Source organism: Streptomyces sp. NPDC015171 (assembly GCF_043079545.1).
Lineage (GTDB): Bacteria > Actinomycetota > Actinomycetes > Streptomycetales > Streptomycetaceae > Streptomyces.
This window is the reverse complement of the sequence record NZ_JBIBUO010000005.1, coordinates 373,082-398,781: the sequence shown is the minus strand read 5'-3', so window position 1 is coordinate 398,781 and position 25,700 is coordinate 373,082. Positions and strand designations below refer to the sequence as shown.

The 25,700-nt window shown below is 71.5% G+C and carries 28 protein-coding genes; 18 read left to right on the top strand and 10 right to left on the bottom strand.

Annotation, left to right across the window (positions count from 1 at the left end):
- Positions 1 to 67 precede the first annotated feature (67 nt).
- The 12 genes from ACF073_RS17080 (at position 68) to ACF073_RS17025 (ending at position 10,296) form a co-directional block, all read left to right on the top strand.
- On the top strand, positions 68 to 325 hold the full coding sequence (locus ACF073_RS17080) for a DUF6284 family protein (RefSeq protein WP_392070664.1): 258 nt from the start codon (positions 68 to 70) through the stop codon (positions 323 to 325).
- Complete coding sequence (locus tag ACF073_RS17075) at positions 322 to 1,329, top strand: DUF2637 domain-containing protein (RefSeq protein ID WP_392070663.1); 1,008 nt, start codon at positions 322 to 324, stop codon at positions 1,327 to 1,329. The genes ACF073_RS17080 and ACF073_RS17075 overlap by 4 nt, the downstream gene beginning before the upstream one ends.
- The gene (locus ACF073_RS17070; RefSeq protein ID WP_392070661.1) at positions 1,329 to 1,673 is read left to right on the top strand and encodes an RRQRL motif-containing zinc-binding protein; all 345 of its coding nucleotides are present in this window, start codon (positions 1,329 to 1,331) and stop codon (positions 1,671 to 1,673) included. The genes ACF073_RS17075 and ACF073_RS17070 overlap by 1 nt, the downstream gene beginning before the upstream one ends.
- A gap of 48 nt (positions 1,674 to 1,721) precedes the next feature.
- A complete protein-coding gene (locus ACF073_RS17065; RefSeq protein WP_392070660.1) occupies positions 1,722 to 2,219 on the top strand; it encodes a hypothetical protein in 498 nt (165 codons plus the stop codon).
- Between the two features lie 19 nt (positions 2,220 to 2,238).
- Positions 2,239 to 2,796 carry a plasmid transfer protein TraA gene (traA, locus tag ACF073_RS17060; protein WP_392070658.1) on the top strand — a complete coding sequence of 186 codons (558 nt, stop codon included), beginning with the start codon at positions 2,239 to 2,241 and terminating at the stop codon, positions 2,794 to 2,796.
- A 12-nt stretch (positions 2,797 to 2,808) separates the two neighbouring features.
- Positions 2,809 to 4,881, top strand: a complete 2,073-nt coding sequence (traB, locus tag ACF073_RS17055; RefSeq protein WP_392070656.1) for a plasmid transfer protein TraB — start codon at positions 2,809 to 2,811, stop codon at positions 4,879 to 4,881.
- A 160-nt stretch (positions 4,882 to 5,041) separates the two neighbouring features.
- Positions 5,042 to 5,506: a hypothetical protein gene (locus ACF073_RS17050; RefSeq protein WP_392070654.1), complete on the top strand. Its 465-nt coding sequence runs from the start codon at positions 5,042 to 5,044 to the stop codon at positions 5,504 to 5,506.
- 16 nt (positions 5,507 to 5,522) lie between these two features.
- A complete protein-coding gene (locus ACF073_RS17045) occupies positions 5,523 to 5,813 on the top strand; it encodes a hypothetical protein (RefSeq protein ID WP_392070652.1) in 291 nt (96 codons plus the stop codon).
- Between the two features lie 89 nt (positions 5,814 to 5,902).
- Positions 5,903 to 6,784, top strand: a complete 882-nt coding sequence (locus ACF073_RS17040) for a bifunctional DNA primase/polymerase (RefSeq protein ID WP_392070650.1) — start codon at positions 5,903 to 5,905, stop codon at positions 6,782 to 6,784.
- A gap of 2 nt (positions 6,785 to 6,786) precedes the next feature.
- Entirely contained in the window at positions 6,787 to 8,265 is a 1,479-nt protein-coding gene (locus ACF073_RS17035; protein ID WP_392070649.1) for an ATP-binding protein, read from the top strand.
- 441 nt (positions 8,266 to 8,706) lie between these two features.
- Positions 8,707 to 8,946 (top strand): helix-turn-helix domain-containing protein, encoded by a 240-nt coding sequence (locus ACF073_RS17030; RefSeq protein ID WP_392070647.1) that lies wholly within the window; start codon positions 8,707 to 8,709, stop codon positions 8,944 to 8,946.
- An 84-nt stretch (positions 8,947 to 9,030) separates the two neighbouring features.
- The gene (locus tag ACF073_RS17025) at positions 9,031 to 10,296 is read left to right on the top strand and encodes a tyrosine-type recombinase/integrase (RefSeq protein ID WP_392070645.1); all 1,266 of its coding nucleotides are present in this window, start codon (positions 9,031 to 9,033) and stop codon (positions 10,294 to 10,296) included.
- A gap of 158 nt (positions 10,297 to 10,454) precedes the next feature.
- On the opposite strand, the gene ACF073_RS17020 is transcribed toward ACF073_RS17025, so the two are convergent.
- Positions 10,455 to 11,522 carry an RICIN domain-containing protein gene (locus ACF073_RS17020; RefSeq protein WP_392070643.1) on the bottom strand — a complete coding sequence of 356 codons (1,068 nt, stop codon included), beginning with the start codon at positions 11,520 to 11,522 and terminating at the stop codon, positions 10,455 to 10,457.
- Positions 11,523 to 11,760: 238 nt separating this feature from the next.
- Between ACF073_RS17020 and ACF073_RS17015 the strand changes: the two genes are divergently transcribed.
- Together ACF073_RS17015 and ACF073_RS17010 are read left to right on the top strand one after the other, a co-directional pair.
- Positions 11,761 to 13,395, top strand: coding sequence for a penicillin-binding transpeptidase domain-containing protein (locus ACF073_RS17015; RefSeq protein WP_392070641.1), 1,635 nt, complete (start codon positions 11,761 to 11,763; stop codon positions 13,393 to 13,395).
- A gap of 97 nt (positions 13,396 to 13,492) precedes the next feature.
- The gene (locus ACF073_RS17010) at positions 13,493 to 15,157 is read left to right on the top strand and encodes a penicillin-binding transpeptidase domain-containing protein (RefSeq protein ID WP_392070639.1); all 1,665 of its coding nucleotides are present in this window, start codon (positions 13,493 to 13,495) and stop codon (positions 15,155 to 15,157) included.
- Positions 15,158 to 15,167: 10 nt separating this feature from the next.
- Here the strand turns inward: ACF073_RS17010 and ACF073_RS17005 are convergent, their stop codons facing one another.
- Positions 15,168 to 15,506 (bottom strand): SsgA family sporulation/cell division regulator, encoded by a 339-nt coding sequence (locus ACF073_RS17005; protein WP_392070637.1) that lies wholly within the window; start codon positions 15,504 to 15,506, stop codon positions 15,168 to 15,170.
- Positions 15,507 to 15,697: 191 nt separating this feature from the next.
- On the opposite strand from ACF073_RS17005, the gene ACF073_RS17000 reads away from it, so the two are divergent.
- The 4 genes from ACF073_RS17000 to ACF073_RS16985 all read left to right on the top strand — a co-directional run bounded on the left by ACF073_RS17000 (position 15,698) and on the right by ACF073_RS16985 (position 19,555).
- The gene (locus tag ACF073_RS17000; RefSeq protein WP_392070635.1) at positions 15,698 to 16,753 is read left to right on the top strand and encodes an energy-coupling factor ABC transporter permease; all 1,056 of its coding nucleotides are present in this window, start codon (positions 15,698 to 15,700) and stop codon (positions 16,751 to 16,753) included.
- 1 nt (position 16,754) lies between these two features.
- Positions 16,755 to 17,516: a cobalt ECF transporter T component CbiQ gene (gene cbiQ / locus ACF073_RS16995; RefSeq protein ID WP_392070633.1), complete on the top strand. Its 762-nt coding sequence runs from the start codon at positions 16,755 to 16,757 to the stop codon at positions 17,514 to 17,516.
- On the top strand, positions 17,504 to 18,298 hold the full coding sequence (locus tag ACF073_RS16990) for an energy-coupling factor ABC transporter ATP-binding protein (RefSeq protein WP_392070631.1): 795 nt from the start codon (positions 17,504 to 17,506) through the stop codon (positions 18,296 to 18,298). The genes cbiQ and ACF073_RS16990 overlap by 13 nt, the downstream gene beginning before the upstream one ends.
- Before the next feature lie 96 nt (positions 18,299 to 18,394).
- Positions 18,395 to 19,555 (top strand): serine hydrolase domain-containing protein, encoded by a 1,161-nt coding sequence (locus tag ACF073_RS16985; RefSeq protein WP_392070630.1) that lies wholly within the window; start codon positions 18,395 to 18,397, stop codon positions 19,553 to 19,555.
- Positions 19,556 to 19,588: 33 nt separating this feature from the next.
- Here ACF073_RS16985 and ACF073_RS16980 read toward each other — a convergent pair whose 3' ends face one another.
- From ACF073_RS16980 to ACF073_RS16945, 8 genes are all read right to left on the bottom strand, one after another.
- The gene (locus ACF073_RS16980; RefSeq protein WP_392070980.1) at positions 19,589 to 19,864 is read right to left on the bottom strand and encodes a DUF1876 domain-containing protein; all 276 of its coding nucleotides are present in this window, start codon (positions 19,862 to 19,864) and stop codon (positions 19,589 to 19,591) included.
- A gap of 90 nt (positions 19,865 to 19,954) precedes the next feature.
- Positions 19,955 to 20,800, bottom strand: a complete 846-nt coding sequence (locus ACF073_RS16975) for an EamA family transporter (RefSeq protein WP_392070628.1) — start codon at positions 20,798 to 20,800, stop codon at positions 19,955 to 19,957.
- Complete coding sequence (locus ACF073_RS16970; RefSeq protein WP_392070626.1) at positions 20,797 to 21,312, bottom strand: YbaK/EbsC family protein; 516 nt, start codon at positions 21,310 to 21,312, stop codon at positions 20,797 to 20,799. Before ACF073_RS16970 ends, ACF073_RS16975 begins: the two co-directional genes overlap by 4 nt.
- 58 nt (positions 21,313 to 21,370) lie before the next feature.
- Complete coding sequence (locus ACF073_RS16965) at positions 21,371 to 21,556, bottom strand: DUF397 domain-containing protein (RefSeq protein ID WP_392070624.1); 186 nt, start codon at positions 21,554 to 21,556, stop codon at positions 21,371 to 21,373.
- A gap of 36 nt (positions 21,557 to 21,592) precedes the next feature.
- Positions 21,593 to 21,778, bottom strand: a complete 186-nt coding sequence (locus ACF073_RS16960; RefSeq protein ID WP_392070623.1) for a DUF397 domain-containing protein — start codon at positions 21,776 to 21,778, stop codon at positions 21,593 to 21,595.
- The gene (locus tag ACF073_RS16955) at positions 21,775 to 22,620 is read right to left on the bottom strand and encodes a helix-turn-helix domain-containing protein (protein ID WP_392070621.1); all 846 of its coding nucleotides are present in this window, start codon (positions 22,618 to 22,620) and stop codon (positions 21,775 to 21,777) included. The genes ACF073_RS16960 and ACF073_RS16955 overlap by 4 nt, the downstream gene beginning before the upstream one ends.
- Before the next feature lie 146 nt (positions 22,621 to 22,766).
- A complete protein-coding gene (locus ACF073_RS16950; protein WP_392070619.1) occupies positions 22,767 to 24,986 on the bottom strand; it encodes an MMPL family transporter in 2,220 nt (739 codons plus the stop codon).
- Positions 24,987 to 25,089: 103 nt separating this feature from the next.
- Positions 25,090 to 25,692, bottom strand: a complete 603-nt coding sequence (locus ACF073_RS16945; RefSeq protein WP_392070617.1) for a TetR/AcrR family transcriptional regulator — start codon at positions 25,690 to 25,692, stop codon at positions 25,090 to 25,092.
- Positions 25,693 to 25,700 lie beyond the last annotated feature (8 nt).

The following is a 25,700-nucleotide window of genomic DNA, read 5'->3' as shown; positions in this document are numbered from 1 at the left end:
CGCCCCCGGAGAGGCAACTCCGGGGGCGCTGTTCGGGCCGTTTCACCCGTGAGAGGACACACGACCCATGAGGCACATCGTTGCTGTTCAGGGTGCTGTTACCGCCGATGAGTACGACCGTGAGCCGACGGCCGCGGAGCTGGACGCCATCGCGGCCGAGACGCCGCTGATCCTGGCCGAGGTGGAGCTGCTGGACGTGCGCATCTCGCTGATGGACCGCACGCCGAACGAGCTGGACAAGCGGCGCCTCCGCAAGGCCCTGCACCGAGTGCTGAGCGAGCGGGCGGCGCTGGCCAACCGCGCTACCGCAGGCGAGGCTGCGTGAACAGCGTTCAGACCCGTTCAGCCGAGCGCGCGCTGTCGTCCGGAACGTGGCTGATCGTGTGCGGGGCGATGCTCTACTCGATCCTCACCGTGACGCCGCTGATGGCGGAGCACACGGCGGATGAGTGGGCGTGGACGGCGCCGATCCTGCCACTCGTGGTGGATGCCGCGGTCGTCATCGTGGTCATGCTCGATGACGTTCTGGCCCGCCTGGGCGGGCACGGTGGCCGCTGGCCCGTCACCCTGCGGTGGATGACCGGCCTGATGACGCTGGCGCTCAACACCGCCGACTCCGCGTTGAAGAAAGACCTGGTCGGCGTGGCCGTCCACTCGGTGGCCCCGCTGCTGCTGATCGTCACGGCAGAGACCAGCCTGGCGTACCGGCGGGCCATCGCCCGCGCTGTAGCCGTCCTGGAAGCCGAGCAGAAAGCCGAGCAGGAACGGCGGGAGCAGACGGAGCGCGAACGCGCCGAGCAAGCCCGTAGGCAAGCCCGCGAGGAGCGCGAGCACGCCGCGATGCTGGCGCGTGAACAGCGTGAACACGAAGCCCGCCTGGCCCGTGAGGCTGCGGAGCGGGAAGAGCGGCGTTGGCGTGAGGAGCAGGAGCGGCGGGCCGCTCGCGAGGCGGCGGAGCGCGAGGAACGTGAACGTCGTGAACGCGAGCGTGAACAGCGTGAGCGGGAACGTGAACGCGCCGAGCGGGAGGCCGCGGAACGGCGCGAGCGTCAGGCCGCGGAGCGGGCCGAGCGTGAACGCCGTGAACAGCGCGAGCGTGAGGAGCGGGCCGAGCGTGAACGCGCCGCGCTGCTGGAGCGCGGGCCGGCTGCGGGCAAGCTCCCAGAGGGCGAAGCGCGTGCCCTTGTGGCCGCCGCCTTTAGCGCGGGGCTGTCCGTACGGCAGGCGGCGGAGTTGTGCGGCTGGTCGGTCGGGTGGGTCTCCACCCGCTACGCCGAACACCGCGACCCCGGCACGGGCGGGGCCGCTCTGGCGATCGCGAGCCGCTGATGGGCGCCCTCCCCGCCTACCCGTGGCGCCTGGCCCCGGACGGGCTGGCGACGCTGCGGCAACTGCGCGCGGCCGGACTCCGACCGGGCGGGCAGGACGTGGTCGCGCAGATCGAACGCCCACGCCGCAAGGGGCGTCCGCCACTGGTCGCCTACCTGTACCGCATCGATCAGGCCCGGCCAGTGCGCCCGATGACCCCGGCGAAGTGGGCCGCGCTGGAGCGGGCGAACGCCGCCCGTCGTACCTGCCCCGAGTGCCACCGGGACGCCGGATACGTCATCCCGGCCGCGCTCGGCATGTGCACCCCGTGCGCCTACCCGGGCGACCAGGCCGCCGCGGCCTGAGCAACACAGCACACCCCAACCTGACCACCTCCCGCGAGGAGATTCGCTGTGTCCAGCCGTACCCGTGCCCGCGGCATCAAGGCCGCGGGCGTCCACACCGTCCACATCCCCCGCCAGCGCGGGCGCCGCGCCGCTCAGCCGTTCGTCATCGTCGTCCCCGAGCGGCCCTCCCTGACCTGGGAGGCCGCCGGATGGGTGGGCCGCATGCTGTGGCGCCACCGCGGCGCCCTCGCCCCGACCGGCCTGGCCGTGTTCGCCCTCGCCGCGGCCGGCGTGCTGCACGCCATGGCGCCGTGGGCCGGCCTGGTCCTCGCCGCCCTCGCCGCCGGCCCGGCCGTGTGGGTGCCGCTCATGCAGCGCCGCCGCCCCGGAACCGGAACGGTCCTGGCCTGGCGCATCGGCCTGGCCCTGCTCGCGACCCTGGCGGGCGGCTGGCTCGCCGCCGCGACCGGCTTCGGGCCGCTCACCGGCCCGCTCGGCTGGCTGTGGCTGCTGATCTGGGGCACCGCGCAGACCGTCTGGCTCATCGTCCGCCGCACCCACTGACCCGCGAAGGAGTCGACCGATGGCTTCCACCAACAGCAACAGCCGCGGCGGCAGCAACGCCAACGGAACGAAGTCGAACAAGTTCGCCAACGTCGGGGCCGCGGCCGGCGGCTTCGTCGGCGCGATGGGCAGCTCGTTCGCGCCCCCGGTGAACGTCACCATCAACCGGACCACCAACAACCACCGCGGCGGTAGTGGCAGCGGCGGGAGTCGCCCGCATGCCGAAGCGCTGCTGCCCGCACCTGAGTTCACCTCACCGGCCCAGGTGCGGCAGTACTGCAACGCCCTCCGGGCCGCCGCGGTGACGTTGTCCATCGAGGTGGCCATGGGCGCCGAGATCATGAAGGGTGTCCTGGCGGCCGTGCCGGACCCGGAGGGGCGGGCGTTCGGCTCGCGGATCCGGGCGCAGAAGGTGGCCCGCAAGATGCAGCGCTCCGCGGACGCGCTGCGGGACGCGGCGAAGAACGCCGCCGCCACCTACGCGGCCTTCCAGCAGGAGTTCGAAGAGGAGATCAACCGCGTCCGTCACCGTGCCCGCCGACCGCAGCAGCCGGTCATGAACTGGGCTCAGCAGTAAGGAGGTACGACCATGGCACGTAAGTGGACTGACCAGGACGGCCGTACCTACCCGCTCACCATCCCCACCACCGACCCGGGTACGGGCGGCGGCACGATCCGGGCGTACCTGCTGCACCGGGCTAAGCCCCACCTTCCGCCGTGGCTCGCCGTCGGCGCCACCGGCGTGGCCGGCGTGCTCGGCAACTGGCGGTGGGGCGACAGCGCCGCGGCCGGCGTCGGTCTCACCCTCGCCTCCGTTGCCCTGACCGGGGTGACGTGGTGGGCGGGGAAGTCGACCAGCCAGCAGCGCCGGTTGCACTCGGCCATCACCGTGGCGGCGGGGTCGGCGTGGGTGACCGCGGCCTGCCTCGCCGGCCCCACCACCGGCCCGCTGGACGACCTGTTCCTGATGGGCGGGCCCGTCGTCGCGCTCTCCTGGAACGTGCGGATGGTCCTGCGCCGTAACGACAGCGACCCTCAGGGCGGCGGCGATAAGGGACTGTTGGAGAAGGTCGGTCTGGCACGTGCGCAGATCGGGCAGGCGAAGGTGGAGCCGAACCGGGTCACGGCGCCGTTGGCGCTGGAGCCGGGCGAGCAGACCAACGACGACGTCTCCAAGGCCTTGGCCCGGATCGCGTCCGCGCTGGACCTGCCTGTCTCCGCCGTCCGCTACCACCCCGCGCCGGACTCCAGCCGGCGCGGGGAACTGGTCATCGTCCCCGAAGACATGCTCGCCCAGTCGGTGGAGTGGGAGGGCCCGTCGAACCTCGGGGGGTCCATCGCGGAACCCCTGGTCATCGGTCGCTATGACGACGGCTCCCCGATGCTCCTGTGGCTGCCTGGCGACCCGGAAGCCAAGCGGAACAGCACCCACGTCCTGATCGCGGGCGGCACCGGGTCCGGCAAGGGCGAGACCGCACTGAACCTCCAGACGGAGATCCTGTCCCGCCGGGACGTGCTGCTGTGGGTGTCCGACCCGAAAGCGTTTCAGGACTTCGCGCCCTTGCGGCCCGGCATGGACTGGTCCGCCGAGGGCGGGGCGGACACGGAAGTCATGGTCGAGGCGGTCAAAGCCGTCATCCCCGCCCGCACCCGCTGGCTCGGCGCCCACGGCTACCGGCAGTGGGTCCCCGCCGCCGCCCAGACCCAGACCGACCCTGCCCACTCCTGCCAGGCAGGGCGAGCATGCGGGTGTGCCGGTATGCCGTTCCTGGTGGCCTGGTTCGAGGAAGCGGCGAACACCCTGCGCAACCTCGGCGACGACGCGTTCACCGGGATCGCGCAGGAAGCCCGCTCCGCCGGCGTCGCCCTGATCGTGTCCCTGCAGCGCCCCTCCTACGACCAGATGTCCACCAGTACCCGGGCCTCTCTGCCGTCCGTGATCGCGCTCGGCTGCGACCCCCGCGACGAGGGTTTCTCGCTGCCCGAGGCGGTCATCGACGCCGGCGCCCACCCCGGAGCGTGGGGCAACCGGCGCCCCGGCTACTGCTACCTCGTCTCCCCCGGTATCCCCGAGGACCGCTACCCCTCCCCGGGCCGCACCTTCGCCTTCCCCGCCCGCGCCGTCCCCCTCATGGAACAGCTCGCAGCGTGGGCCCTACGGGAGGGCGCGAGTGCCGACCCGGTCACGAGGGCGGCGGTGACCGCGGTCGCCGGCCGCGCCTACACCGGCCGCACCACCCCCGCCCCCGCCCCCGCCGCGGACGGTCCGCGGCTGACCGCCGTACAGGGAGACCACGACATGAGCGACGAGCAGGGGCAGGGGTACGGGCTACTGGTCGACCCACAGGACGCCGGCATCGACCCCGAAGCCGAGCTACCCGGTGACGAGGAAGGTGACGACGCCCCGATCTTCGGACAGGAGACCGGCCGCAAGCCGTCCCCCAAGGAGGCCCGGGAACTGTTCGCGCTCGCGCTGGAGGAGTTCGAGCGGGCCGGGCAGATGGTCGTGGGCCCCAAGGACTTCATGGACTGGTGTGACCGCAACAATCTCGGCCGCTCCTGGGTGTCCAAGCGCCTCAAGGAAGCCGCGCTGGACGGCCGGCTGGAGCCGACGAATGCCACCGGCCGCTGGCGCATCGTCCCCGCCCTCGCCGCCGCCTGACACTCGTCACACGTGACGGGCCCGTCACACCCAAACCCCTAGGCGGGAGCGGGCGTGACGCGCCGTCACAGCAGCCCGTCACACCCCCGTCACACCCGCCCGCGGCCCCCACGTCACACCGGCGTCCGGGGGCCGCGGCTCACCCGGGAGGACAGCCCCAATGCACCGTCCCGACTCCGCCCACTCCCACCCGATGACCGACGCGGAAGCCGCCGCCGAAGCTCACCGGCTCATCACAGACGCCTATCGGCCCACCGCCTACCGCGACACCGCCCCCGTGCCCGCCTACGGTCCCACCCCGCCCGTCGTCCAGCCCGGACGGCCCCCGATGAGCCAGGGCGCCACCGACGCCAGCGTCCTCATGCTCGCCGGCGGCGCCACCACCGCCATGGTCGGCGGCACGGCCGCCGTGCTCATGTACGCATCCCAGTTCGCCGACCCGGTCGTGTGCGGACTCGTCTTCGGCGCCCCCACCGCCCTCGTCCTCGCCCTCGCCCGGCTCGCCAAGCGCGCCAAGCCCGCGCCGGACGTCCACCACCACTACACCGGCCCCGTCTACCAGGACCAGCGCAACGTCCACACCACCACCCGCGGCGTGTGGGCCAAGACCACCCACCAGCACTAGACAGGAGACCAGCACCATGCGACTGCGCATCCAGCTCACCACCTGGCCCCATCGGGCCCTGATCCTCACCGACGCCCTCCGCCTCAACTGCCGGAAATGCGACGGGGAGGGCGGCACCGCCAGCGACTACGGCGACCCGGAGACCGGGGAGTACGCGGGCACCGACTGGGAGCCCTGCACCTGCTGGGACGAGAACCGCCGCCGGGTCCTGCTGCCCTTCCCGGGCCGGCCCCGGTGGCTGCGTCGCCGCGACACCGGCCGTGACCCGTGGGCGCCCAGCAGCTACAGCGACGAACCGCCCTTCTAGCTACGCCGAGGGCGGCCCCCCTCGTCTCGCCAAAGTCGCGGGGCCGCCCTCGTTCCACCCATCCAACTGAACAGTGGAGGTTTTCCAGCATGACGCAACCGACCCTGAAGCGGCGAGAGGCCAGCGATATCGGCACGCTGCCCGGAGCTCTGCGGACCGCACTGACGCTGGCCGCTGCTGGCGTGCCGGTGCTGCCCTTGCGTCGGGGCAAGGTGCCGTTCGGTAACTGCCTCGCCTGCAAGAGCAGCGGTTGCGGGGACCGGCCCAACATGAAGGTGCCGGGCCCCTGCCGCTGCCCGGCCCCGTGCCACGGATGGGCCGCAGCCACCACCGATCCGGCCGTCCTCACCTCCCCGGCATGGGCAGCCGCATGGCGGCGGGCCGTCGCCGTCGCCTACCACCCCGGCGGCGCCGGGCTGACCGTGGTGGACCTGGACGACGCGGACGCCATCGCATGGGCCCGTACCACCCTGCCGGCCACACGGATCGTGCCGACGACGCGCGGTGAGCACTGGATCTACCGGGGCGCCATGACCTCCCGCAACGCGGTCCGGCCCGGCGTCGACATCAAGTCGTCCATGGCGTACGCCCGCTACCTCGGTCTCGGCAGCGGCCGTATGGCCGACCTGCCGGACTCGGTCCGCGCCATGGCCGTCAAGGCGCCCTCCCCGGTCCCGCCGGCGCCGCACACCGTCACCGTGCCCGCAGGGCCCGGGGAGTGCCCGCACCGCACGCCCGCCTTCCTGGAACGTGGCATCGCCATGGCGGTGGCCCGCATCACCGGCGCGCGCAGCGCGGTCCACGCGACCGTGTATCGGACGTTCCTCGCCGTGCTGTCCATGCACGGCCGGTGTGGCTGCCTCACCGACGCCCACGTCGCGCGGCTGTTCGCCGCCGCGCAGACCAAGGGCGAGTCTCAGCGGCACTGCACGGACGCGTGGACCAACGCCCGCATCGCGTTGGGACTGTGATCATGGCGGACGACGAGAAGAACCCTGCCCGGGAGATCATCACCGATTACGCGCAGGCGCACTTCCGGTACTTCCGCACCGCCGACGGGACCGTGTACGCGCAGAAGAACGGCCACCCCGTGGCCCGCCCGATCCGCTCCCAGGGCACCACCGGCAGCCACCGCCAGGAACTCATGGTCGGTCTCTACCGCGACGGACTGGGCGTCTTCAACGGCACCGCCCTCAAGGAGGCGTTGGACTTGATCGAGGCGCTCGCGCTGACCGAGGACGTACAGCCCGTGCACATCCGCGTCGCCCCTGGGTTCGACGGGGCGACGTGGCTGGACCTCGGGCGCAGCGACGGGCAGTCCGTCCGTATCCACTCCACCGGCTGGGACATCGCTGTTCCCGATCCGCGTGAGGTGTGCTGGCGGCGCACCCAGCTCACCGGGGAACTGCCCCTGCCGGCCAAGGACACCAATGGCAAGGGCATCGACCTGCTGCTCAGGCTGTGCAACTTCGCAGGCGCCGAGACCGAGTGCCTGGCCATCGCCTGGCTCATCGGCTGCCTTGGTCCGTCCGTACCTGTTCCCGCTCCGTTCCTCACCGGCCCGCAGGGCGCGGGCAAGTCCACCGGCGGACGGATGCTCGTGCGGGTCATCGAGGGCATGAGCGGGGACCTGCGCCGCGCCCCGAAGGACGAAGAGAACCTGATCGCGGCGGTGGCCGCCGGATGGGTGACCGCCCTGGACAACCTCTCCCACATGACCCAGGACCTGTCGGACGCGATGTGCTGCATCGTCACCGGGGCCGAGAACGTCAAGCGTGCCCTGTTCACCGACGGGGACGTGTTCCGTGCCCGCTATCGCCGTCCCCTTCTCCTGACCGGCATTGACGTGGGCGTCATCCGGCCCGACCTCGCGGAACGGCTCCTGCCCCTGCGGCTGGAGCGGCCCAAGGTCCGGCGCACGGAAGCGGAACTGTGGGCGGAGTATGCCGAGGCGCTGCCGGTCATTCTCGGGTCCTTGCTTGATCTCACGGTCAAAGTCCGCGCGGCCGAGGCGGACATCCCCACCGACCTGCGCATGGCCGACTTCGCGCACCTGTGCGCGCAGCTCGACGCGGCCACCGGACTCGGCGCGCTGGGCGCCTACCGGGCCAGCCTGGACGACCTGAACGACGACGTCATCGAAGGTGACCTGCTGGCACAGACCGTGCTCAAACACGCCGCCGGCATCGACCCGGGCACCGAGCAGCGGATGACGTCGGCCGAATGGCTGCACTGCCTCACGGGCCTTTACGCGGGCGAGGACTTCCGTCCCGTGCCCAAAGGGTGGCCGACCACCGGCAAGGTGCTCTCAGACCGCCTGAAACGCCTTCAGCCCACCCTCGCCGCCCGGGGCGTCCTCATCGACTGGGGTCGCACCAAGACGTCCCGCTACATCGAGATCGCGCGGCCGGCCGCCCCACCGCTCCCGCACGAGCAGGAAGCGGCTTTCTGACCGCGCGGCACCGCACCCTGTCGCACAAGCAAGAGGAGCACCCGCCCCGGCGTGCTCCTCTTGCTGTTCGGCGGCGACGCCGCCCTGCAATGGGCGCGCGGCGAAGCCGCCCGTTCTTCACTCTCTGAGCCGGCAACACAACAGACACCAACCCCTCTCTTGTCCGAAGTAGAGAGACGCTGCGTCACCTGCGTCACCCACACCCCCCAAACGGACTGTGACCTGCTGAAAAAGCGGTGACGCAGACGGCCGATCTCTGTGTCACCCCGCGTCACCCGCGTCATCCGGTGACGAAGGTCTGCGTCACCGGTGACGCACCCTCCCGACCCTGCGTCACCACGAAACCGCAGATCAGAAGCGCGAATGCCGCAGATGACGCGGGTGACGCAGAAATCCGCACCTCGGACACACGCGGCCCTGCCCTCCCCGCTTGGAGTCCCTATGGCAAAGCCGACAGATCCCGACCCCCGCGCCACTCTCCGAGGCGGTCTCCCGGACCGGTACCTCACCCCCGACGACATCGCCGAGATGTTCGGCGTGCCCCTGGAGACCGTCTACCAGTGGCGCAGGAAGCGCACCGGACCGCTCGGTTTCCGCGTCGGCAAGCACCTCCGCTACGACCCCGCCGACGTACGCGCCTACGTCACCAACCGCAAGGACATCGACCGCGACGCCGCCTGAAACGGCCAGCACCCAGCTTCACGCCACCCCGGGGAGGGCCCGCCCGGCCCTCCCCGCCTCATGTTCAGAAGGGACCGCGCCTTCATGGCAGGCCACATCCAAGACCGCTGGTACAAGACAGAGACCGACGCCAACGGGAAGTCCGTGAGGGTCAAGACTGACCGCTATGGCACCGGCATGCGCTACCGGGCTCGCTACATCGGCCCCGACGGCACCGAGAAGTCCAAGAGCTTCCCCGACCGTCAGAAGCGGCTCGCTGAGCAGTGGCTCGCCCAGATCGAGGCGGACATGTCGCGTGGCCACTACATCGACCCGAAGTCGAGCCGCACCACCTTTCAGCAGTACGCCGAGCGTTGGGTGACGACGCACACGGGCGAAATCAACAGCCGTGAGGCTGCGGAACGTCGGCTCAGGCTGCATGCCTATCCCCACATCGGCTCGCGCCCGCTCGGCTCGTTCAAGCCGGAGCACATCCGGGCCTGGATCGCCGCCCTGGAAGCGACCGTGCCGGCGGAGTCGCACCGCCGCATCATCGTCGGCACCGTGTCGGCCGCGCTAAGCGCCGCGGTCGATGACGGGCTACTCAGCAAGAACCCGTGCCGTGCCCGCACCGTACAGCTCCCCAAGCCGGGCAAGCCGCGAGTCGTCCCCTGGACGGCAGCACAGGTCTTTGGCGTACGTGCTGCCCTCCCCCGGCGCTATCAGACGGCCGTGGACGTGGGCGTGGGTTGCGGACTACGCCAGGGCGAGATCTTCGGCCTGGCCGTCGACGAACTCGACTACGAGGGCGGGTGGCTAACCGTCGGCCACCAGCTCAAGCGAATCCGCGGCAACTACGTCTTTGCTCTGCCCAAGGGCGGCAAGGTCCGGGACGTGCCGCTCCCCCAGGCCGTCGTAACCGCGCTCCGGGACCACTCAAAGACATGCGAGCCCACAACCGTGACCCTCCCGTGGCGCACGCCCGACGGCCCGCCCGTCACAAAGCGGCTCCTCTTCAGCGGGCCGGAAAGCAATCACGTCCGCGTGAGCAACTTCAACGACCACCACTGGAAACCCGCTCTGGCCGCCGCCGGAATCATCCCGGCACGGGAAGCAGGAGAGCGCTACGCATCGGCCCCCGAGCACGGCATGCACGCGCTCAGGCACTTCTACGCGTCCGTCCTGCTGGACGCCGGCGAGAACATCCGGGCCCTGAGCCAGTACCTGGGTCACAGCGATCCGGGATTCACGCTGCGGACGTACACGCACCTCATGCCGAGCAGCGAGGGGCGCACCCGCAAGGCCGTCGACAGCCTCTTTCTGGCGGCCCGTCCGCAAGATCACGGCCCAGAGGCGGCCCAAGCCGCCTGATTCGGCCCCGCCCAGCGGCAAACCCCCTGGTCGGGGCCCTATAGGGTCGTTTCGCACAGACTTCATCTACTTCTGGCCCCTGTACACGGGCCAGGCCATCCCGATCGACTCCTGGCGGTCGCGGATGTGGCTGGACACCTGGGTGTAGGGCCGCGGGTCTAGCCGGCGAAGTCCTGGGTCCAGTAGACGCGGGACTGGTGGCCGTCGGCCCTGCCGACGCCGAGGACCCGGTAGGTGCAGTCGAGAAGGGCGTCGCGGTGGCCCCACTGGGACGCCTCGTCGTGGTGCAGCCAGTTGTCCATCGCCTCGGCGAACGTCTGACGGGTGCCGTAGCTCCAGTTCTCGGGGTGGCGCGCGGGGCTGAAGCCGGCCGCGCTGATCCGGGCGGCCGGCAGGGTGCCGTCCGAGCCGATGTGCCCGCGTCGGGGATCGCCCTTGGGATAGCCGTCGATGAGCTGGGCGTAGTGGGCGGCCAGGTCCTCGCCGTGCTTGCGCGCGACCTCGCTGAGCCGGGGATCGATCCGCACGCCCGGATCGGGGCACCGGCCTTCGTCACGCCGGGCCTTGACGACCTGGTCGACGAGCTGTTTCGCGTCGGCGGGCATCACCGGGAGGGGGGCGGGCTCGTCGTCGATCCGCCATGCCTGGTTGACCCACCAGGGGTCGCCGGTGTTCTGTGCGCAGGCCCATTGCTGGAGACCGGCGCCCTGGCGGGGCGGACTGGGGAAGTCGCCGTTCCCCGTGTCCAGGCACTTCCCGCTGTGCTGGGAGACGACCAGATATCCGACGGCGTTCTCGGAGCAAGGGCCGGAGCGCGGGCACGACTTCGGGTCGCCTATGTCCACGAACTTCCAGAGCTGGTTCGCGCCGCCGTGGCAGGCCCACTGGTAGACCTGGGCCCCGTCGTTCTTGGACCAGCCCGCGACGTCCAGGCACTTCCCCGAATGCCGCGCCACGATCTTGTAGCCCCGTCCCCCGCCCGCGTCCACGAAGTCGAACTGCTGGTTGGCCGCCGCACTGTTGTGCGGCCACAGCACGACCGCCTGGCCGTCGGCCTTTCCCCCGGCCGTCACGTCCGCCGTCAGCCCGGAACTCTGGTTGACGAGGCTCTGGCCCGCCGCGGCCGCGGCCGGGACGGGGGCCGGAAGGCCGAGCGCCGCGAAGAGCGCGGTCAGTACGGCGATCCGGGATGCGATTCCTCCCGGGAAGGACCGGAAAATCCCCATGATGGCGTTCCACTCCGTGAAGACCGCTGGGCCCGACGGGCAAAAGCGGGGCAAACAGGAAGCAAAGGGGAGGGTTCTTCTTCAACCTAGAACATCGGGGACAGAGGAGCCACTCGGGACGTCTCCGTTCGGACACCAATCGGCAATTCCGGTTACCCGTGCACCACGCAACCGCTTACAGTTCGCCCGGCACCTGTTTTGAACATGTTCAACAGGTTGAACGGGAGGGGATCGCGCCATGCGCAACGGGGTCAAGGCGGCCGTCATCGGCGGCGTGTGCGTCACGCTGCTGGGCGGTGCCGGATACGGGGTCTACAACGTCGCGTCCGCGCTGAGCGGGGACGGCGGCACGGGCGGGGCGGCGGCCGTGAAGTCGGGGCCGCCGAGCGGCTCCGAGGTGACGGAGGCGACCGGCGCGTTCTTCGCCGCCTGGGAGAAGGGCGACGCGGCGACCGCCGCGTCGTACACGAACTTCCCGGAGGCGGCGCAGGAGTTGCTGACGGCCTACGGCGGCGCGGCGCACATCGGCAAGGTGCGCGTGACCCCGGGCAGGCCGACCGGCGACACGGTGCCCTTCTCGGTCGAGGCGACGGTGTCGTACCACGGAGCCTCCCGGCCGCTCTCCTACCGGAGCACCCTGACCGTCGTACGCGGCGAGACCTCGCACCGCGCGCTGGTCGACTGGCGGCCCTCGCTCGTCCATCCGCGCCTGCGCAAGGGGGACACGCTCACCACCGGCGAGTCGGCCGCACCGGAGATCGAGGCGGTGGACCGCGACGGGAAGGTGCTGACCCGGGAGAAGTACCCGTCCCTCGGTCCCGTCCTGGACGAGCTGCGAAGACGGTACGGCGGCAAGACCGGCGGCCGGCCCGGCGTGGAACTGGTGATCCGCCATCAGGCCGCGGCCGACGGCGGCCAGGCGGCGGACACCCCGCTGCTCACCCTGGCCAAGGGCAGGCCGGGCAAACTGCCGACGACGCTCAGCGCGAGCGCGCAGGCGGCGGCCGAGACGGCCGTCATGAAGTACCCCGAGTCCTCCGTCACGGCCGTCAAGCCGAGCACCGGCGAGATCCTGGCCGTCGCCAACAACCGCACGGACGGCTTCGACGCCGCCCTCCTCGGCGAACGCGCCCCCGGCTCCACCATGAAGATCATCAGCGCGGCGACCCTCATCGACAACGGGCTGACCACGGCGAACGGACCGGCGCCCTGCCCGCCCTCGGCCGTCTGGCAGAGCCAGACCTTCCAGAACCTCACGGGCCTTCAGCCCGACGAGCACGCCACGCTCGCCGACAGCTTCGCCCGCTCCTGCAACACGGCGTTCGTGAAGTTCGCCGACGAGGTGAAGGTCGACTCCCTCACCAAGGAGGCCCAGGACCGGTTCGGGCTCGGGCGGAACAACTGGCAGGTCGGCGTGCCGTCCTTCGACGGCAGGGTCCCCGCCGCCGGCGGCCCGGACACCGCGGCCGGCCTGATCGGCCAGGGCCAGGTCCAGATGAGCCCGCTGAACATGGCGTCCGTCACGGCGACGGCCATGACCGGCGCCTTCCGCCAGCCGGTGATCGTCCCGCTGCGGCTGGACGCCCGTGAACCGGCACGCGCGCGCGGCCTGTCGCCGGCCACGGTCCGGCAGTTGCGCGCGATGATGAACCGCACCGCGCGCGGCGGCACGGCGGCGGGCGTGATGGCCGGGATGAGGGGGGACATCGGCGCGAAGACCGGCTCGGCGGAGGTCGACGGAGAGGCGAAGTCGGACAGCTGGTTCACGGGTTACCGCAACGACGTGGCCGCGGCGGCCATGGTGCAGGACGGCGGGCACGGCATCGACGCGGCCGGTCCGATTGTCGCAAGCGTGCTACGGAACGCGGGCTGACATCACCCGTGGAGACGGGGACTTTAAGGTGAAGGCCCTCGTTGGGGAATGTGAGGGCTGCGGGGACCCTGGGGAAAGGCGTGGAGGAACTGAGGCTGTGGGCAAGAGAAGGCGCGTCGCCGAGCGGCGCAAGACCCGACCCGCCGTGCTCGGCGGGATGATCGCCGTCGTGGTCGGCGGCGCCGGGTTCGGCGTCTACGCGCTCTACGACGGCGGGGCCGCGGCCGACGAGGGGTCGGCCGCGTCGGGCCGCAAGTCCGTCAGGACCGGCCCGCTCGACACGGCCGAGGTCCGCACGGCCTCCACCCGCTTCCTGACCGCCTGGCAGCGGGGCCGGACCGCCGAGGCCGCGGCCGGCACCGACGACCCGTCCGCCGCCGGCAAGCTGCTCGCCGGCTATGCCAAGAGCGCCCGCCTGAAGGACGTCACGCTCACCCCGGGGGCGGCGAAGGGCGCCGAGGTGCCCTTCTCCGTGAAGGCGACCGTGACCTACCAGCACATCAGCAAGCCGCTGACGTACCGCAGTTCGCTCACCGTCGTCCGCCGCGCGAGCGACGGCGAGCCGCTGGTCGACTGGCACGCGGCCGTGGTCCATCCGGACCTGAAGGACGGCGACACGCTGGTGACCGGCGCGTCCGGCACCCCGCCCGTCAAGGCGCTGGACCGCGACGGCGGCGAGCTGACGGCCGCCGCGTACCCGTCCCTGGGCACGGTGCTGGACGGGCTGCGCGAGAAGTACGGCAAGACGGCGGGCGGCACGGCGGGCATCGAGCTGCGCGTGGTGCGCGGCAAGGAGTCCAAGGCCGCCAAGCTGTCCGACAAGACGCTGCTGGAGCTGAGCAAGGGCTCCCCGGGCACGGTGAGGACGACGCTCAGCCCCGCGCTGCAGGCGGCGGCCGAGCAGCAGGTGTCCAAGCGCACCCGGGCCTCGGTGGTCGCCCTGCGCCCCTCGACCGGTGAGATCCTCGCGGTCGCCAACAGCGGGCACGGCTTCAACACGGCCTTCCAGGGCTCCCTGGCGCCCGGCTCCACGATGAAGGTCATCACGTCGTCGCTGCTGCTCGACAAGGGCCTGGCCTCGGCGGACAAGGCGCACCCCTGCCCGAAGACGGTCACCTTCGGCGGCTGGAAGTTCCACAACGACGACGACTTCGAGATCAAGGGCGGCACGTTCAAGGCGAGCTTCGCCCGGTCCTGCAACACCGCCTTCATCAGCCAGGCGAAGAAGCTGAAGAACGACGACCTGACCAAGCAGGCCCAGCAGGTCTTCGGGCTGTCGATGAACAACTGGGCGATCGGTGTGCCCACCTTCGACGGGTCCGTGCCGGTGCAGTCCGCCGCCCAGATGGCGGCCTCGCTGATCGGGCAGGGCGGGGTGCGCATGAACCCGCTGAACATGGCCTCGGTCGCGGCCACCGTGCGCACGGGCACCTTCCACCAGCCCTACCTGGTGGCGCCCTCCGTGGACCACCGCACGCTGGCGACCGCCCGGCGCACCATGTCCGCCAAGACGCTGTCCCAGCTGCGCGAGCTGATGCGGTACACGGCCGGGTACGGCACGGCCGCCGAGGCCATGGCGGGCCTCGGCCCGGACTACGGCGCCAAGACCGGCTCGGCGGAGGTCGACGGGCAGAAGAAGCCGAACGGCTGGTTCACCGCCTACCGGGGCGACCTCGCCGCCGCGGGCGTCGTCCAGGCGGGCGGGCACGGCGGCGACACGGCCGGACCGATCGTGGCCACGCTGCTCAAGAAGGGCGGCTGACCCCGGCGCCTCAGCTCGTCACGGGCTCGGCGGTGTACGTCCGGCGCAGAAACCTGACCAGCGCCTTCGAATCGAACTGCACGACCTCGACACCGTTGTCGGAATGGAATTCGACGACGGCCTGGACGCGCCCGCAGGGCCACACCCGGACCGCGCCGCTCTCGGCCGGTGCCCGCAGTCCCTCTTCGAGCAGCGCGCGGGCGAAGGTCCATTCGTGCGGGCCCGGCAGACCGACCCGTACCGAGCGCGGATCACTGTCGGGGTCGTACCGCAGCACCACCGGTACGGCCCCCGGGTCCTCCTCGTCCGTGACGATGTGGGCGCGCGCGTACTGTTCGACTACAGACATCGGATCGCCCTCTCACGCTGTGTGACCTATATGAAAGCTGTGCATCCGCTTTCCATCCAATGTCGCACATTTTCCCGTTCCCGCCCGGGGAAGTCCTCGATCTCGCTCCGATCTCGCTCCGGTCGCGCGAGCCGGAACAACCAGCGCCTGGTTCTTGCACATGCTTTGCAAGAGGCCCCTAAAATCGAACGGTGCACGTACCTGACGGATTCATCGACGCCCCGACCTCCGCGGTCACCGGAGTGGTCGCCGCCGGCGCCATCGCGGTGAGCCTGCGCGGCGCCCGCCGCGAGCTCGACGAGCGCACCGCGCCGCTGGCCGGCCTGGTGGCGGCGTTCATCTTCGCCGTGCAGATGCTGAACTTCCCGGTCGCCGCCGGGACCAGCGGGCATCTGCTGGGCGGGGCGCTCGCCGCCATACTCGTCGGCCCGTACACGGCCGTGCTCTGCGTATCGGTCGTGCTGCTCATGCAGGGCGTGCTGTTCGCCGACGGCGGCCTGACGGCGCTCGGCGTGAACATCACCGACATGGCCATCGTCACGACGGTCGTGTCGTACGCCCTCTTCCGCGGCCTGCTCGCCGTGCTGCCCCGCAAGCGGCGCTCGGTGACCGTGGCCTCCTTCGTCGCCGCGCTGGTGTCCGTGCCGGCCGCCGCGGTCGCCTTCACGCTGATCTACGCGATCGGCGGCACCACCGACGTCTCCCTCGGCAAGGTCGCGACCGCCATGATCGGCGTGCATGTGCTGATCGGCATCGGCGAGGCGGTCATCACGGCGCTCACGGTCGGTGCCGTCGTCGCCGTACGTCCGGATCTGGTGCACGGCGCGCGCGGCCTGCGGCAGCGGCTCCAGTTGCGCGTGGACGGCGCACTGGTGGACGCGCCGGCGTCCACGGCGCCCCTCGGGGTGCCCGTCCCGGCGCGCACCTCGCGGCGCACGCTCTGGGTGACGGGCCTCGTCACCTCCCTCGTCCTCGCCGGCTTCGTCAGCTTCTACGCCTCCGCCAGCCCCGACGGCCTGGAGAAGGTCGCGCACGACAAGGGGATCGACAGAAAGGCCGAGAAGCACGCCTCGGCCGACTCCCCGCTCGCCGACTACGGCGTCAAGGACGTCTCCGACGCCCGGCTGTCCGGCGGCCTCGCGGGCGTGATCGGCGTCGGCGTCACCGTCGTCGCGGGCAGCGCGGTGTTCTGGGCGCTGCGCAGGCGGCGCGGCCAGGACGTCTCCCCCGTGAACACCGGCCTCTGAGGTGGGCGCGGGGCACGCACACCGGCTCTACCGGCACGGGCACTCGCCCGTGCACACCCTGCCGCCGCACACCAAGCTCGCCGCCACGTTCCTGTTCGTGGTGGTCGTGGTGTCGACCCCGCGCGAGGCGATGTGGGCGTTCGCGGTGTACGCCGTGCTGCTCGCCGCCGTCGCGTTCCACGCGCGGGTGCCCGCCGGTTTCCTGCTCGCACGGCTGCTGATCGAGGTGCCCTTCGTCGCGTTCGCGGTGCTCATGCCGTTCGTGGCGGAGGGCGAGCGGGTGCACGTGCTGGGGCTCTCGCTCAGCGAGAACGGGCTGTGGGGCGCCTGGAACGTGCTGGCCAAGGGCACCCTCGGCGTCGCCGCCTCCGTCCTGCTCGCCGCCACCACCGAGCTGCGCGAGCTGCTGCTCGGGCTGCAGCGGCTGAAGCTGCCGCCGCTGCTCGTGCAGATCGCGTCCTTCATGATCCGCTACGGCGATGTCATCACCGACGAGATGCGGCGGATGCGGATCGCCCGGGAGTCGCGCGGCTTCGAGGCGAGGGGCGTGCGGCACTGGGGCGTGCTCGCCAAGTCCGCCGGTGCGCTGTTCATCCGCTCCTACGAGCGCGGCGAGCGCGTGCACCTGGCCATGGTGAGCCGGGGGTACGCCGGCGCGATGCCGGTCATCGACGAGTCGACCGCCTCCGGCGCGCAGTGGCGGCACGCCCTCACGCTGCCCTGCGCCGCCCTCGTCGTCTGTCTGCTGGGATGGGCGCTGTGACTACTGGGACGGGTGCTGTGAGTACTGCTACGCCTTCGCTGGAGGTCTCCGGCCTCGCCTTCGCCTACCCCGACGGGCACCAGGCCCTGTTCGGCGTGGACTTCTCGGTCGCGCGCGGCGAACGGGTCGCCCTGCTCGGCCCCAACGGCGCCGGCAAGACGACCCTGGTGCTGCACCTCAACGGCATCCTGAGCGGCGGCACCGGCACGGTGACCGTGGCCGGGCTGCCGGTCGGCAAGGAGCACATGGCCGCGATCCGGCAGAAGGTCGGCATCGTCTTCCAGGACCCGGACGACCAGCTCTTCATGCCGACCGTGCGGGAGGACGTGGCGTTCGGGCCGGCCGCCGCCGGGATCAAGGGCGCCGCGCTGGAGGAGCGGGTGCGCACCGCTCTGGAGCGGGTCGGGATGCAGGACTTCGCCGGCCGGCCGCCGCACCACCTGTCCTTCGGGCAGCGCCGCCGCGTGGCGGTGGCCACCGTGCTCGCCATGGAACCGGAGATCCTCGTCCTGGACGAGCCCTCCTCCAACCTGGACCCGGCCTCCCGCCGGGAACTCGCCGACATCCTGCGCTCCCTGGACGTCACGGTCCTCATGGTCACGCACGACCTGCCCTACGCCCTCGAACTGTGCCCGCGCGCCCTCGTCCTCAGCGAGGGCGTGATCGCGGCGGACGGCGGGACGGGCGAGCTGCTCTCCGACGACGCGCTGATGCGGGCGCACCGGCTGGAGCTGCCGTTCGGCTTCGACCCGCGCTCGGTGGCCCGCGCACAGGGGCACTGAGAGACACCTCACGCCCGCCCCGTCCCCGCCGAGGAATCGCAGGCGAACGGCCACTGTTGCACCCACTGTCTCAGGCGATCGGAAGGGACGGCGGACGTGGACGTGCACGGCACAGTGGCCGAGGGCTTCGAGCCGGTCAGGGAGGCGTTCGCCGCGAACTTCGCGCGGCTCGGCGAGCGCGGCGCGGCCGTCGCCGTCTACCGCGACGGGCACCGGGTGGTGGACCTGTGGGCCGGCACCAGGGACATCGACGGTACGGCGCCCTGGGAGCCCGGGACCGCGCAGATCGTGCGCTCCGCCACCAAGGGCGTCGTCGCCGCCGGGCTGCTGCTCCTGCACCAGCGCGGCGAGCTGGACCTGGACGCCCCGGTCGGCACGTACTGGCCGCAGTACAAGGCGGCCGGCAAGGAGCACACGCGCGTACGGCACCTGCTCGCGCACCGCGCCGGCGTGCCCGTGCTGGACCGTCCGCTCACCCCGGCCGAGGCCGCCGACCCCGAGCTCGGTGCCGCGGCCGTCGCCGCCCAGGCGCCGGTGTGGGAGCCGGGAACGGACCACGGCTACCACGCCCAGACCTACAGCTGGCTCACCGGCGAACTGCTGCGCCGCGTCACCGGCCGGCCGGTCGGGCAGTGGCTGGCCGACGAGATGGCCGGGCCGGTCGGCGCCGGCCTGTGGCTCGGCCTGCCGGAGCCGGAGCGCACGCGCGCGGGCCGGGTCGGCCCGGCGGACGAGCCCGAGGCCGCGGGCGGTCTGAAGACGCGCCCCAAGCGCGCGGTGGCCGAGGCCTACGCCGACCCGGACTCCCTCACCCGGCGGGCGTTCGCCGCGATCACCCCGCTGCCCGACGAGAACGACCCCGCTTACCGCGCCGCCGCCCTGCCGGCCTCCAACGGGATCGCCACGGCCGACGGACTGGCCCGCTTCTACGCCTCGCTCATCGGCGAGGTGGACGGCGGCATCCGCCTGTTCACCCCGGAGACGGCCGGCCTCGCCCGTGTCGAGCAGTCCGCCGGCCCTGACCGGGTGCTGGTGGTCAACACCCGCTTCGGCCTAGGCCACATGCTGCACGGTGCCGCGTCCCCGCTGCTCTCCCCCGGCTCCTTCGGCCACCCCGGCCGCGGCGGCCCCCTCGCGTTCGCCGACCCGGAGACGGGCGTCGCGTTCGGCTATGTCACCAACGGCTTCCGGAAGAGCGTGACGGCGGACCCGAGGGCGCAGGCGCTGGTGCGAGCGGTGCGCACGGCGCTCGCCTAGGCGCGGGCGCCCGCGGCGCCCGCCGGGCGCGGCTCACACATGGATCGGATGCGAGATCCGCCCGGACTCCGCGTCGATCTCCTCGTGGGCCTTGGTCAGCAGTTGCATGGCGAGTTCGTTGAGGGCGCGGGCGCCGGCGATCTCCTCGCCGACCCGGGGCTGGTGCGTGTCGATGCTGTGCCTGCTGGCACGGCCGTGCGCCCGTACCTCGCTGCCGTCGGGCAAGCGCACCAGGGCCACCGCGCGCGTGTGCTGATCGTCCTCCATGAACTCCATCTCGATGTGCCACCCGACCGTGGTGTGCATCATGACGGTCACCTCCAAAATCGCTGCTTCCAGGGTGCGCCAGAGCACCCTGCGCGTCATGTCGGCACCGGGAGCGGCGGCACGCGCCGCGCACTACCCCGCGCGCAGCATCAACCCGATCCCCACGACCAGCAGCCCCGCCGCAGCGATCCGGGGCGCCCCGAAGCGTTCCTTGAAGAACAGGGCGCCGATGGCCGCGCCGACGATGATGGACGATTCGCGCAGGGCGGCGACCGGGGCGAGCGGGGCGCGGGTCTGGGCCCACAGGACCAGGGCGTACGCGGCGACGGACAGGGCGGCGCCGAGCAGGCCGAGGGCGGCGTACGGCCGGAGCAGCCGTACCGTGCCGCCCCGCGCGCGTGCGCACATGTACGCGGGGACGAAGGCGCCCTGGACGGCCATGAGCCAGGCGATGTACCCGAGGGACGTGTCCGCGGCGCGCACGCCGATGCCGTCGAGGACGGTGTACACGGCGATGGTCACGCCGGTCGCCAGGGCCGCGCCGATCGCCGCCCAGTCGGGCCGGCCGCCGCGCAGCCCCCACAGGCTGACGCCGCTCAGGCCGAGGCAGGAGACGGCGATGCCGGCGCCGGCCCAGGCGCCGGGCACCTCGTGGGCGAAGACGGCGGCGAGGACGGTGACCACGAGCGGGGCGCTGCCGCGGGCGATGGGGTAGGCCTGCCCGAAGTCGCCGAGCCGGAACGAGGTCATCAACAGCGCGTAGTAGGCGATGTGCACGGCCGCCGAGGCGAGGAGATACGGCCAGGCGGGCCCCGCGGGGAACCCCACGAACGGTGTCGCGGCGAGTCCGATCAGCAGCCCGCCGCCGGATATCAGGGTGAAGCCGACCAGCTTGTCGGTGATGCGGTGCGCGATGGCGTTCCAGCTCGCGTGGGTGACGGCGGCGAACAGGACGGCCACCGCGACCAGCGGCGTCACGACGTCCGCTCGCGCACGTCCACCAGCGTCGCGCCCGCGAGGGCGACGAGTTCCTCCGGCTCCGCGGGGAAGACGGTGTACGGCGTCCCGGCCGCGGCCCACACCAGGTCGTGCGCGAGCAGCGAGCGGTCGGCGAGGACCCGTGTGCGGGTGCGGTGCCCGAAGGGCGGTACGCCGCCGATGGCGTACCCGGTGGCCTCGCGGACCAGACCGGCGTCGGCCCGGGTGACCTTCCCGGCGCCCAGCTCCGCCCGCACCCGCTCGACGTCCACGCGGGAGGCGCCGTCCATCAGGACCAGTACCGGTACGCCGTCGGCGGCGAAGATCAGGGACTTGCAGATCTGGCTCAGCGCGCAGCCGATCGCGGCGGCGGCCTCGGCCGCGGTCCGGGTGGCCTCAGGGAAGCGCCGGGTGCGCGCGAGGACGTCGTCGAGCCCGAGCGCCCGCAGCGCTTCGGCGAACCGGGGGTGGGCCCCGTACTCATCGGCGTCGCTGCCGGCTGTCGTCGTCATGAACGGCACGCTACGACATGGCCCGAGCCGCGCTCACGGGATTTCGCCCTCCTGCGGATCACCGCACGGCGTGTGCGAGGAACTCCGTCCAGGCGGAGGGGGCCACCCTCAGGCGACCGGTGTCAGGGGTCTTCGAGTCGCGGATGTGGATGGTGGTGGAGGTGGTGGCGACCTCGACGCAGTCGTTGCCGTTGCTGCTGTCGCTGTAGCTGCTCTTGAACCAGCGGAGTTCCGGGGTGCTCATAGTTCTCCCAGCGCTTGCTCGATGAAGGTCAGCAGCTCACTTGACGGTGTGCGTGAGGAAGTGGGTCCAGGCGGAGGGGGCCACCCTCAGGCGGGCGGTCTCGGGGGTCTTCGAGTCGCGGATGTGGATGGTGGTGGGGGTGGTGGCGACCTCGACGCAGTCGCCGGGCTCGTTGCTGCTGCTGTAACTGCTCTTGAACCAGCGGAGTTCCGGCGTACTCATAATCTCCCCAGCGCTTGCTCGATGAAGGCCAGCGACTCCCTTGGCGGGAGCGCCTGCGCTCGGATCATTCCATAGCGCAACTCAAGGATCCGAAGATCCCTTGGGCTTTCAACCGGCCGCCCGTTGAAGGCGCCTTCGGAACGGCCGATTGCGGTGCCGTCGACGAATTTCAGCAACTCGGTCAGACCATGCATCCCGGCGTGTTCTTCCCGTTCAGTAGGCATGACCTGGATCGAGACGTTGCGCAACTGGCTTACCTGCAAAAGATGTTCAAGCTGCCTACGCAGCACCATCTTCCCACCGATCGGCCGCTCCAGCGTGACCTGCTCCTGGACAAAGCTGAGTAGGGGGGCCGGTTCACGCTCGAAGACCAACTGGCGCCCCAAGCGCCCGGCGACCTCGCGCTCGATGACGTCCTTCGTGAGCGGAGGCTGTCGCACCTCGTAGAGCGCCGCCATGTACTCGGACGTCTGCAGCAGGCCATGGATGTTGTGGTTGCTGTAGAACAACAGCTCCACGGCCTTGTCCTCCAGCTCTTTCAGCCGCCGCACCTTCTTCGGGTACCGGGCCTTCCTCATGTCCTCCATGAAGGCGCGAAGGTGCCCCTGCGCCCGCAGCACCTGATCCGCCCGGTCCAGGAACTCCGGTCGGGGAATCCGCGCTCCGCTCTCCATCTTGCGGATCATGTCCTCGCCGTAGCCCGTGACCTCGCCCAGGTCCGCGACCCGCATCCCCGCCGACTCCCGGCACACCTTCAGCAGGCGCCCCACCGCCTGCACCACCGGTTCGATCTCGTCGCCGGGCTCCACGTCCCAACCAGCCTCGTCCACACCCTGGTTCACGTCCCACCTCCCGTCGCAGCCGTACCCGTACAACGCACCGAAGAGCCGGGACAGCACGGGACAGGCCCCGGACAAGACAAAGCCGGTGAGGGTGCAGCCCCGTCCCCACGGGCACCCTCACCGGCCGCTCTGTCAGAAGCGGTGCGTCAGACGCGTACCAGCTCCCGCTCCCCCTCCGTGCCGTCCGCGGCGGCGTGCTCGCGCAGGCCCTCGCCCTCGACGTCCACGTTGGGCAGCGCGCGGTCCAGCCACTTCGGCAGCCACCAGGCGCGCTTGCCGAGCAGGGCGAGCACCGCCGGGACGATGGCCATGCGGACGATGAACGCGTCGAAGAAGACGGCGATCGCGAGGCCGAAGCCGATCATCTTGACCATCGCCTCGCTGGAGCCGATGAATCCGGAGAAGACAGCGATCATGATGACGGCGGCGGCGGTCACGACCCGTGCGCCGTGCTTGAAGCCCGTCACCACCGCCTGGTTGGGCTTCTCGCCGTGGACGTACGCCTCCCGCATCCGGGTCACGAGGAACACCTCGTAGTCCATCGCGAGGCCGAAGACGACGCCCACCATGAAGATCGGCATCATCGACATGACGGGGCCGGTCTCCTCGACGTTCATCAGTCCCGACAGCCAGCCCCACTGGAAGACCGCCACGACGGCGCCGAGAGCCGCCATCACGCTGAGCAGGAAGCCGAGGGCCGCCTTCAGCGGGACGAGGATCGAGCGGAAGACCACGATCAGCAGGAGGAAGGCCAGGCCGACCACCAGGGCGAGGTACGGCAGCAGCGCGTCGTTCAGCTTCTGCGAGACGTCGATGTTCATCGCCGTGGAGCCGGTGACCAGCACCTTCGCATCGGTCGCGGCGGTGATGTCCGCGCCCTTGTCGCGGATCGCGTGGACCAGGTCCTCGGTGGTGGTCGAGGACGGCTTGGAGTTCGGGACGACGGTGATCGTCGCGGTGTCGCCGGCCTTGTTGGGCGCGGCCGGGGTGACCGTGCCGACGTCCTTCAGGCCCTTGATGTCGTCGCCGACCTTGGTGAAGGCGGCCTTGGGGTCGGCACTGCCCTTGGCGTCGACCACGACCATCAGCGGGCCGTTGAAGCCCGGTCCGAAGCCCTCGGAGAGGAGGTCGTAGGCGCGGCGCTGGGTGGTGGAGACCGGCTGGGAGCCGTCGTCGGGCAGGCCCAGTTCGAGGGAGGCGGCCGGGATGGCCGCCGCGCCGAGGCCGATCACACCGAGCAGCAGGACGGCGACCGGGCGCCGTACGACGAAGCTCGCCCAGCGGGTGCCCATGTTCGGACGGCCCTGCTTCGCGGCGCTCTTGGCCCGGCCGCCGCCGAGCAGCTTGCTCTTCTCGCCGGTCGGCTTGATCTTGCGGCCCGCGTAGCCGAGCAGCGCCGGGATCAGGGTGAGGGCGATGAGGACCGCGATGGCGACCGTGCCCGCGGCGGCGACGCCCATCTTGGTCAGCATCGGGATGTTGACCACGGACAGGCCGACCAGGGCGATGACGACGGTGAGACCGGCGAAGACCACCGCGGAACCCGCCGTGCCGACGGCGCGGCCGGCCGCCTCCTCGCGCTCGCGGCCCTCGGCCAGTTCGGAGCGGTAGCGGGAGACGATGAAGAGGGCGTAGTCGATGCCGACGGCGAGGCCGATCATCGAGGCCAGGGTGGAGGTGGTGGTGCCCAGGTCCAGGGCGCTGGCGAGCGCGGTGATCGTGGAGACGCCGATGCCGACGCCGATGATCGCGGTCAGCAGCGGGAACCCGGCCGCGAGCAGCGAGCCGAAGGTGATGACGAGGACGACGGCGGCGATCGCGATGCCGATGACCTCGCTGGAGCCGGTCTCGGGCGTCGCGCTGAGCGCGTCACCGCCGACCTCGACGGTCAGCCCGGCGTCCCGCGCGTCCTGCGCGGCCCCCTTCAGGGCGTCCCGGGAGGAGTCCTCCAGCTCCATGCCGGAGACCTTGTACTTCACCGAGGCGTAGGCGACGGAGCCGTTCTTGCTGACGGCGTGCCCGGTGTAGGGGTCGGCGACGGAGGCGACCTCGGAGCCGCCGCGCAGCTCCTTGACGGTCTTCTCGACGGCGGCCTTGTTGGTCGCGTCGGTCATCTTCTCGCCGACGGGCGCCTTGAAGACGACCCGGGCGGTCGCGCCGTCGGCGCTCATGCCGGGGAAGCGCTGTTCCAGCAGGTCGAAGGCCTTCTGCGCTTCGGTGCCCGGGATGGAGAAGGACGTGTTGCCGGCGGTCGGCGCGGAGGCGGCGCCCACCCCGGCGAGGGTGAGCAGCGCGACCCATATGAGGGCGACGAAGTGCCGTCGCCGGAAGGCGAGGCGGCCGAGCTTGTAGAGGAACGTGGCCACGGAGGCGTACTCCCGGTCAGGTCGTGGGGTTCATCAGGGCAGGGGTGATCAGCCCGACGACGTGAGCGGTGACGTCAGAAGATGGGCTTGTCGGGGAGAGGTGTCAGCTGGTGGGTGCGCCGAGGGCGGGGAGGACCACGGCGTCGATGTACGAGGTGAGGAAGGCCTGGGTGGGCGGCTGGTCGTCCAGCAGGGCGCGGGTGGCGAAGCCGCCGACCATCATGTGCAGCAGGAAGTCGATCGCGGGACAGTCCGGGCGGACCTCGCCCCGGTCGATCGCCCGCCGGATGATCTGGTGGAAGCCGCCCATCTCGGGGTCGATCATCTGCTCCCGGAACGCCTTGCGCAGATCGTCGTTGTGGTGCATCGCCATGGCGACGCCCCGCATCAGCGCGGAGTTCCGCTCCATGGCGCAGTCGTCCTCCATCGCCACGAGGGCGTGCAGGTCGCCGCGGAGCGAGCCGGTGTCGATGTCCTCGCCGTGGCCGGGCTTGCTGTGCCGCAGGGCCTTGACGACCAGTTCGGCCTTGCCGCCCCACTGGCGGTAGAGCGTGGCCTTGCTGGACCGGGTGCGGGCGGCGACGGCGTCCATGGTGAGGGCGTCGTAGCCGACCTCCCGGAGCAGGTCGAGCACGGCCTCGTACAGCTCGGCCTCGCGCTCGGGCGTGATCCGGCTGCGACGTGTCGTCGCGACGGCTTCCGCCATGCCCGTCA

What these genes read in the sequence shown, in the direction of transcription:
- ACF073_RS16970 (WP_392070626.1), bottom strand. Translation starts at nt 21,312, where the DNA reads ATGACGACGACAGCCGGCAGCGACGCCGATGAGTACGGGGCCCACCCC.
- ACF073_RS17070 (WP_392070661.1), top strand. Translation starts at nt 1,329, where the DNA reads ATGGGCGCCCTCCCCGCCTACCCGTGGCGCCTGGCCCCGGACGGGCTG.
- traA (WP_392070658.1), top strand. Translation starts at nt 2,239, where the DNA reads ATGGCTTCCACCAACAGCAACAGCCGCGGCGGCAGCAACGCCAACGGA.
- ACF073_RS17030 (WP_392070647.1), top strand. Translation starts at nt 8,707, where the DNA reads ATGGCAAAGCCGACAGATCCCGACCCCCGCGCCACTCTCCGAGGCGGT.
- ACF073_RS17005 (WP_392070637.1), bottom strand. Translation starts at nt 15,506, where the DNA reads ATGTCTGTAGTCGAACAGTACGCGCGCGCCCACATCGTCACGGACGAG.
- ACF073_RS17020 (WP_392070643.1), bottom strand. Translation starts at nt 11,522, where the DNA reads ATGGGGATTTTCCGGTCCTTCCCGGGAGGAATCGCATCCCGGATCGCC.
- ACF073_RS16945 (WP_392070617.1), bottom strand. Translation starts at nt 25,692, where the DNA reads ATGGCGGAAGCCGTCGCGACGACACGTCGCAGCCGGATCACGCCCGAG.
- ACF073_RS17080 (WP_392070664.1), top strand. Translation starts at nt 68, where the DNA reads ATGAGGCACATCGTTGCTGTTCAGGGTGCTGTTACCGCCGATGAGTAC.
- ACF073_RS17035 (WP_392070649.1), top strand. Translation starts at nt 6,787, where the DNA reads ATGGCGGACGACGAGAAGAACCCTGCCCGGGAGATCATCACCGATTAC.
- ACF073_RS16960 (WP_392070623.1), bottom strand. Translation starts at nt 21,778, where the DNA reads ATGAGTACGCCGGAACTCCGCTGGTTCAAGAGCAGTTACAGCAGCAGC.
- ACF073_RS17050 (WP_392070654.1), top strand. Translation starts at nt 5,042, where the DNA reads ATGCACCGTCCCGACTCCGCCCACTCCCACCCGATGACCGACGCGGAA.
- ACF073_RS16965 (WP_392070624.1), bottom strand. Translation starts at nt 21,556, where the DNA reads ATGAGCACCCCGGAACTCCGCTGGTTCAAGAGCAGCTACAGCGACAGC.
- ACF073_RS17025 (WP_392070645.1), top strand. Translation starts at nt 9,031, where the DNA reads ATGGCAGGCCACATCCAAGACCGCTGGTACAAGACAGAGACCGACGCC.
- ACF073_RS17040 (WP_392070650.1), top strand. Translation starts at nt 5,903, where the DNA reads ATGACGCAACCGACCCTGAAGCGGCGAGAGGCCAGCGATATCGGCACG.
- ACF073_RS16990 (WP_392070631.1), top strand. Translation starts at nt 17,504, where the DNA reads ATGGGCGCTGTGACTACTGGGACGGGTGCTGTGAGTACTGCTACGCCT.
- ACF073_RS17045 (WP_392070652.1), top strand. Translation starts at nt 5,523, where the DNA reads ATGCGACTGCGCATCCAGCTCACCACCTGGCCCCATCGGGCCCTGATC.
- ACF073_RS17015 (WP_392070641.1), top strand. Translation starts at nt 11,761, where the DNA reads ATGCGCAACGGGGTCAAGGCGGCCGTCATCGGCGGCGTGTGCGTCACG.
- ACF073_RS16980 (WP_392070980.1), bottom strand. Translation starts at nt 19,864, where the DNA reads ATGATGCACACCACGGTCGGGTGGCACATCGAGATGGAGTTCATGGAG.
- traB (WP_392070656.1), top strand. Translation starts at nt 2,809, where the DNA reads ATGGCACGTAAGTGGACTGACCAGGACGGCCGTACCTACCCGCTCACC.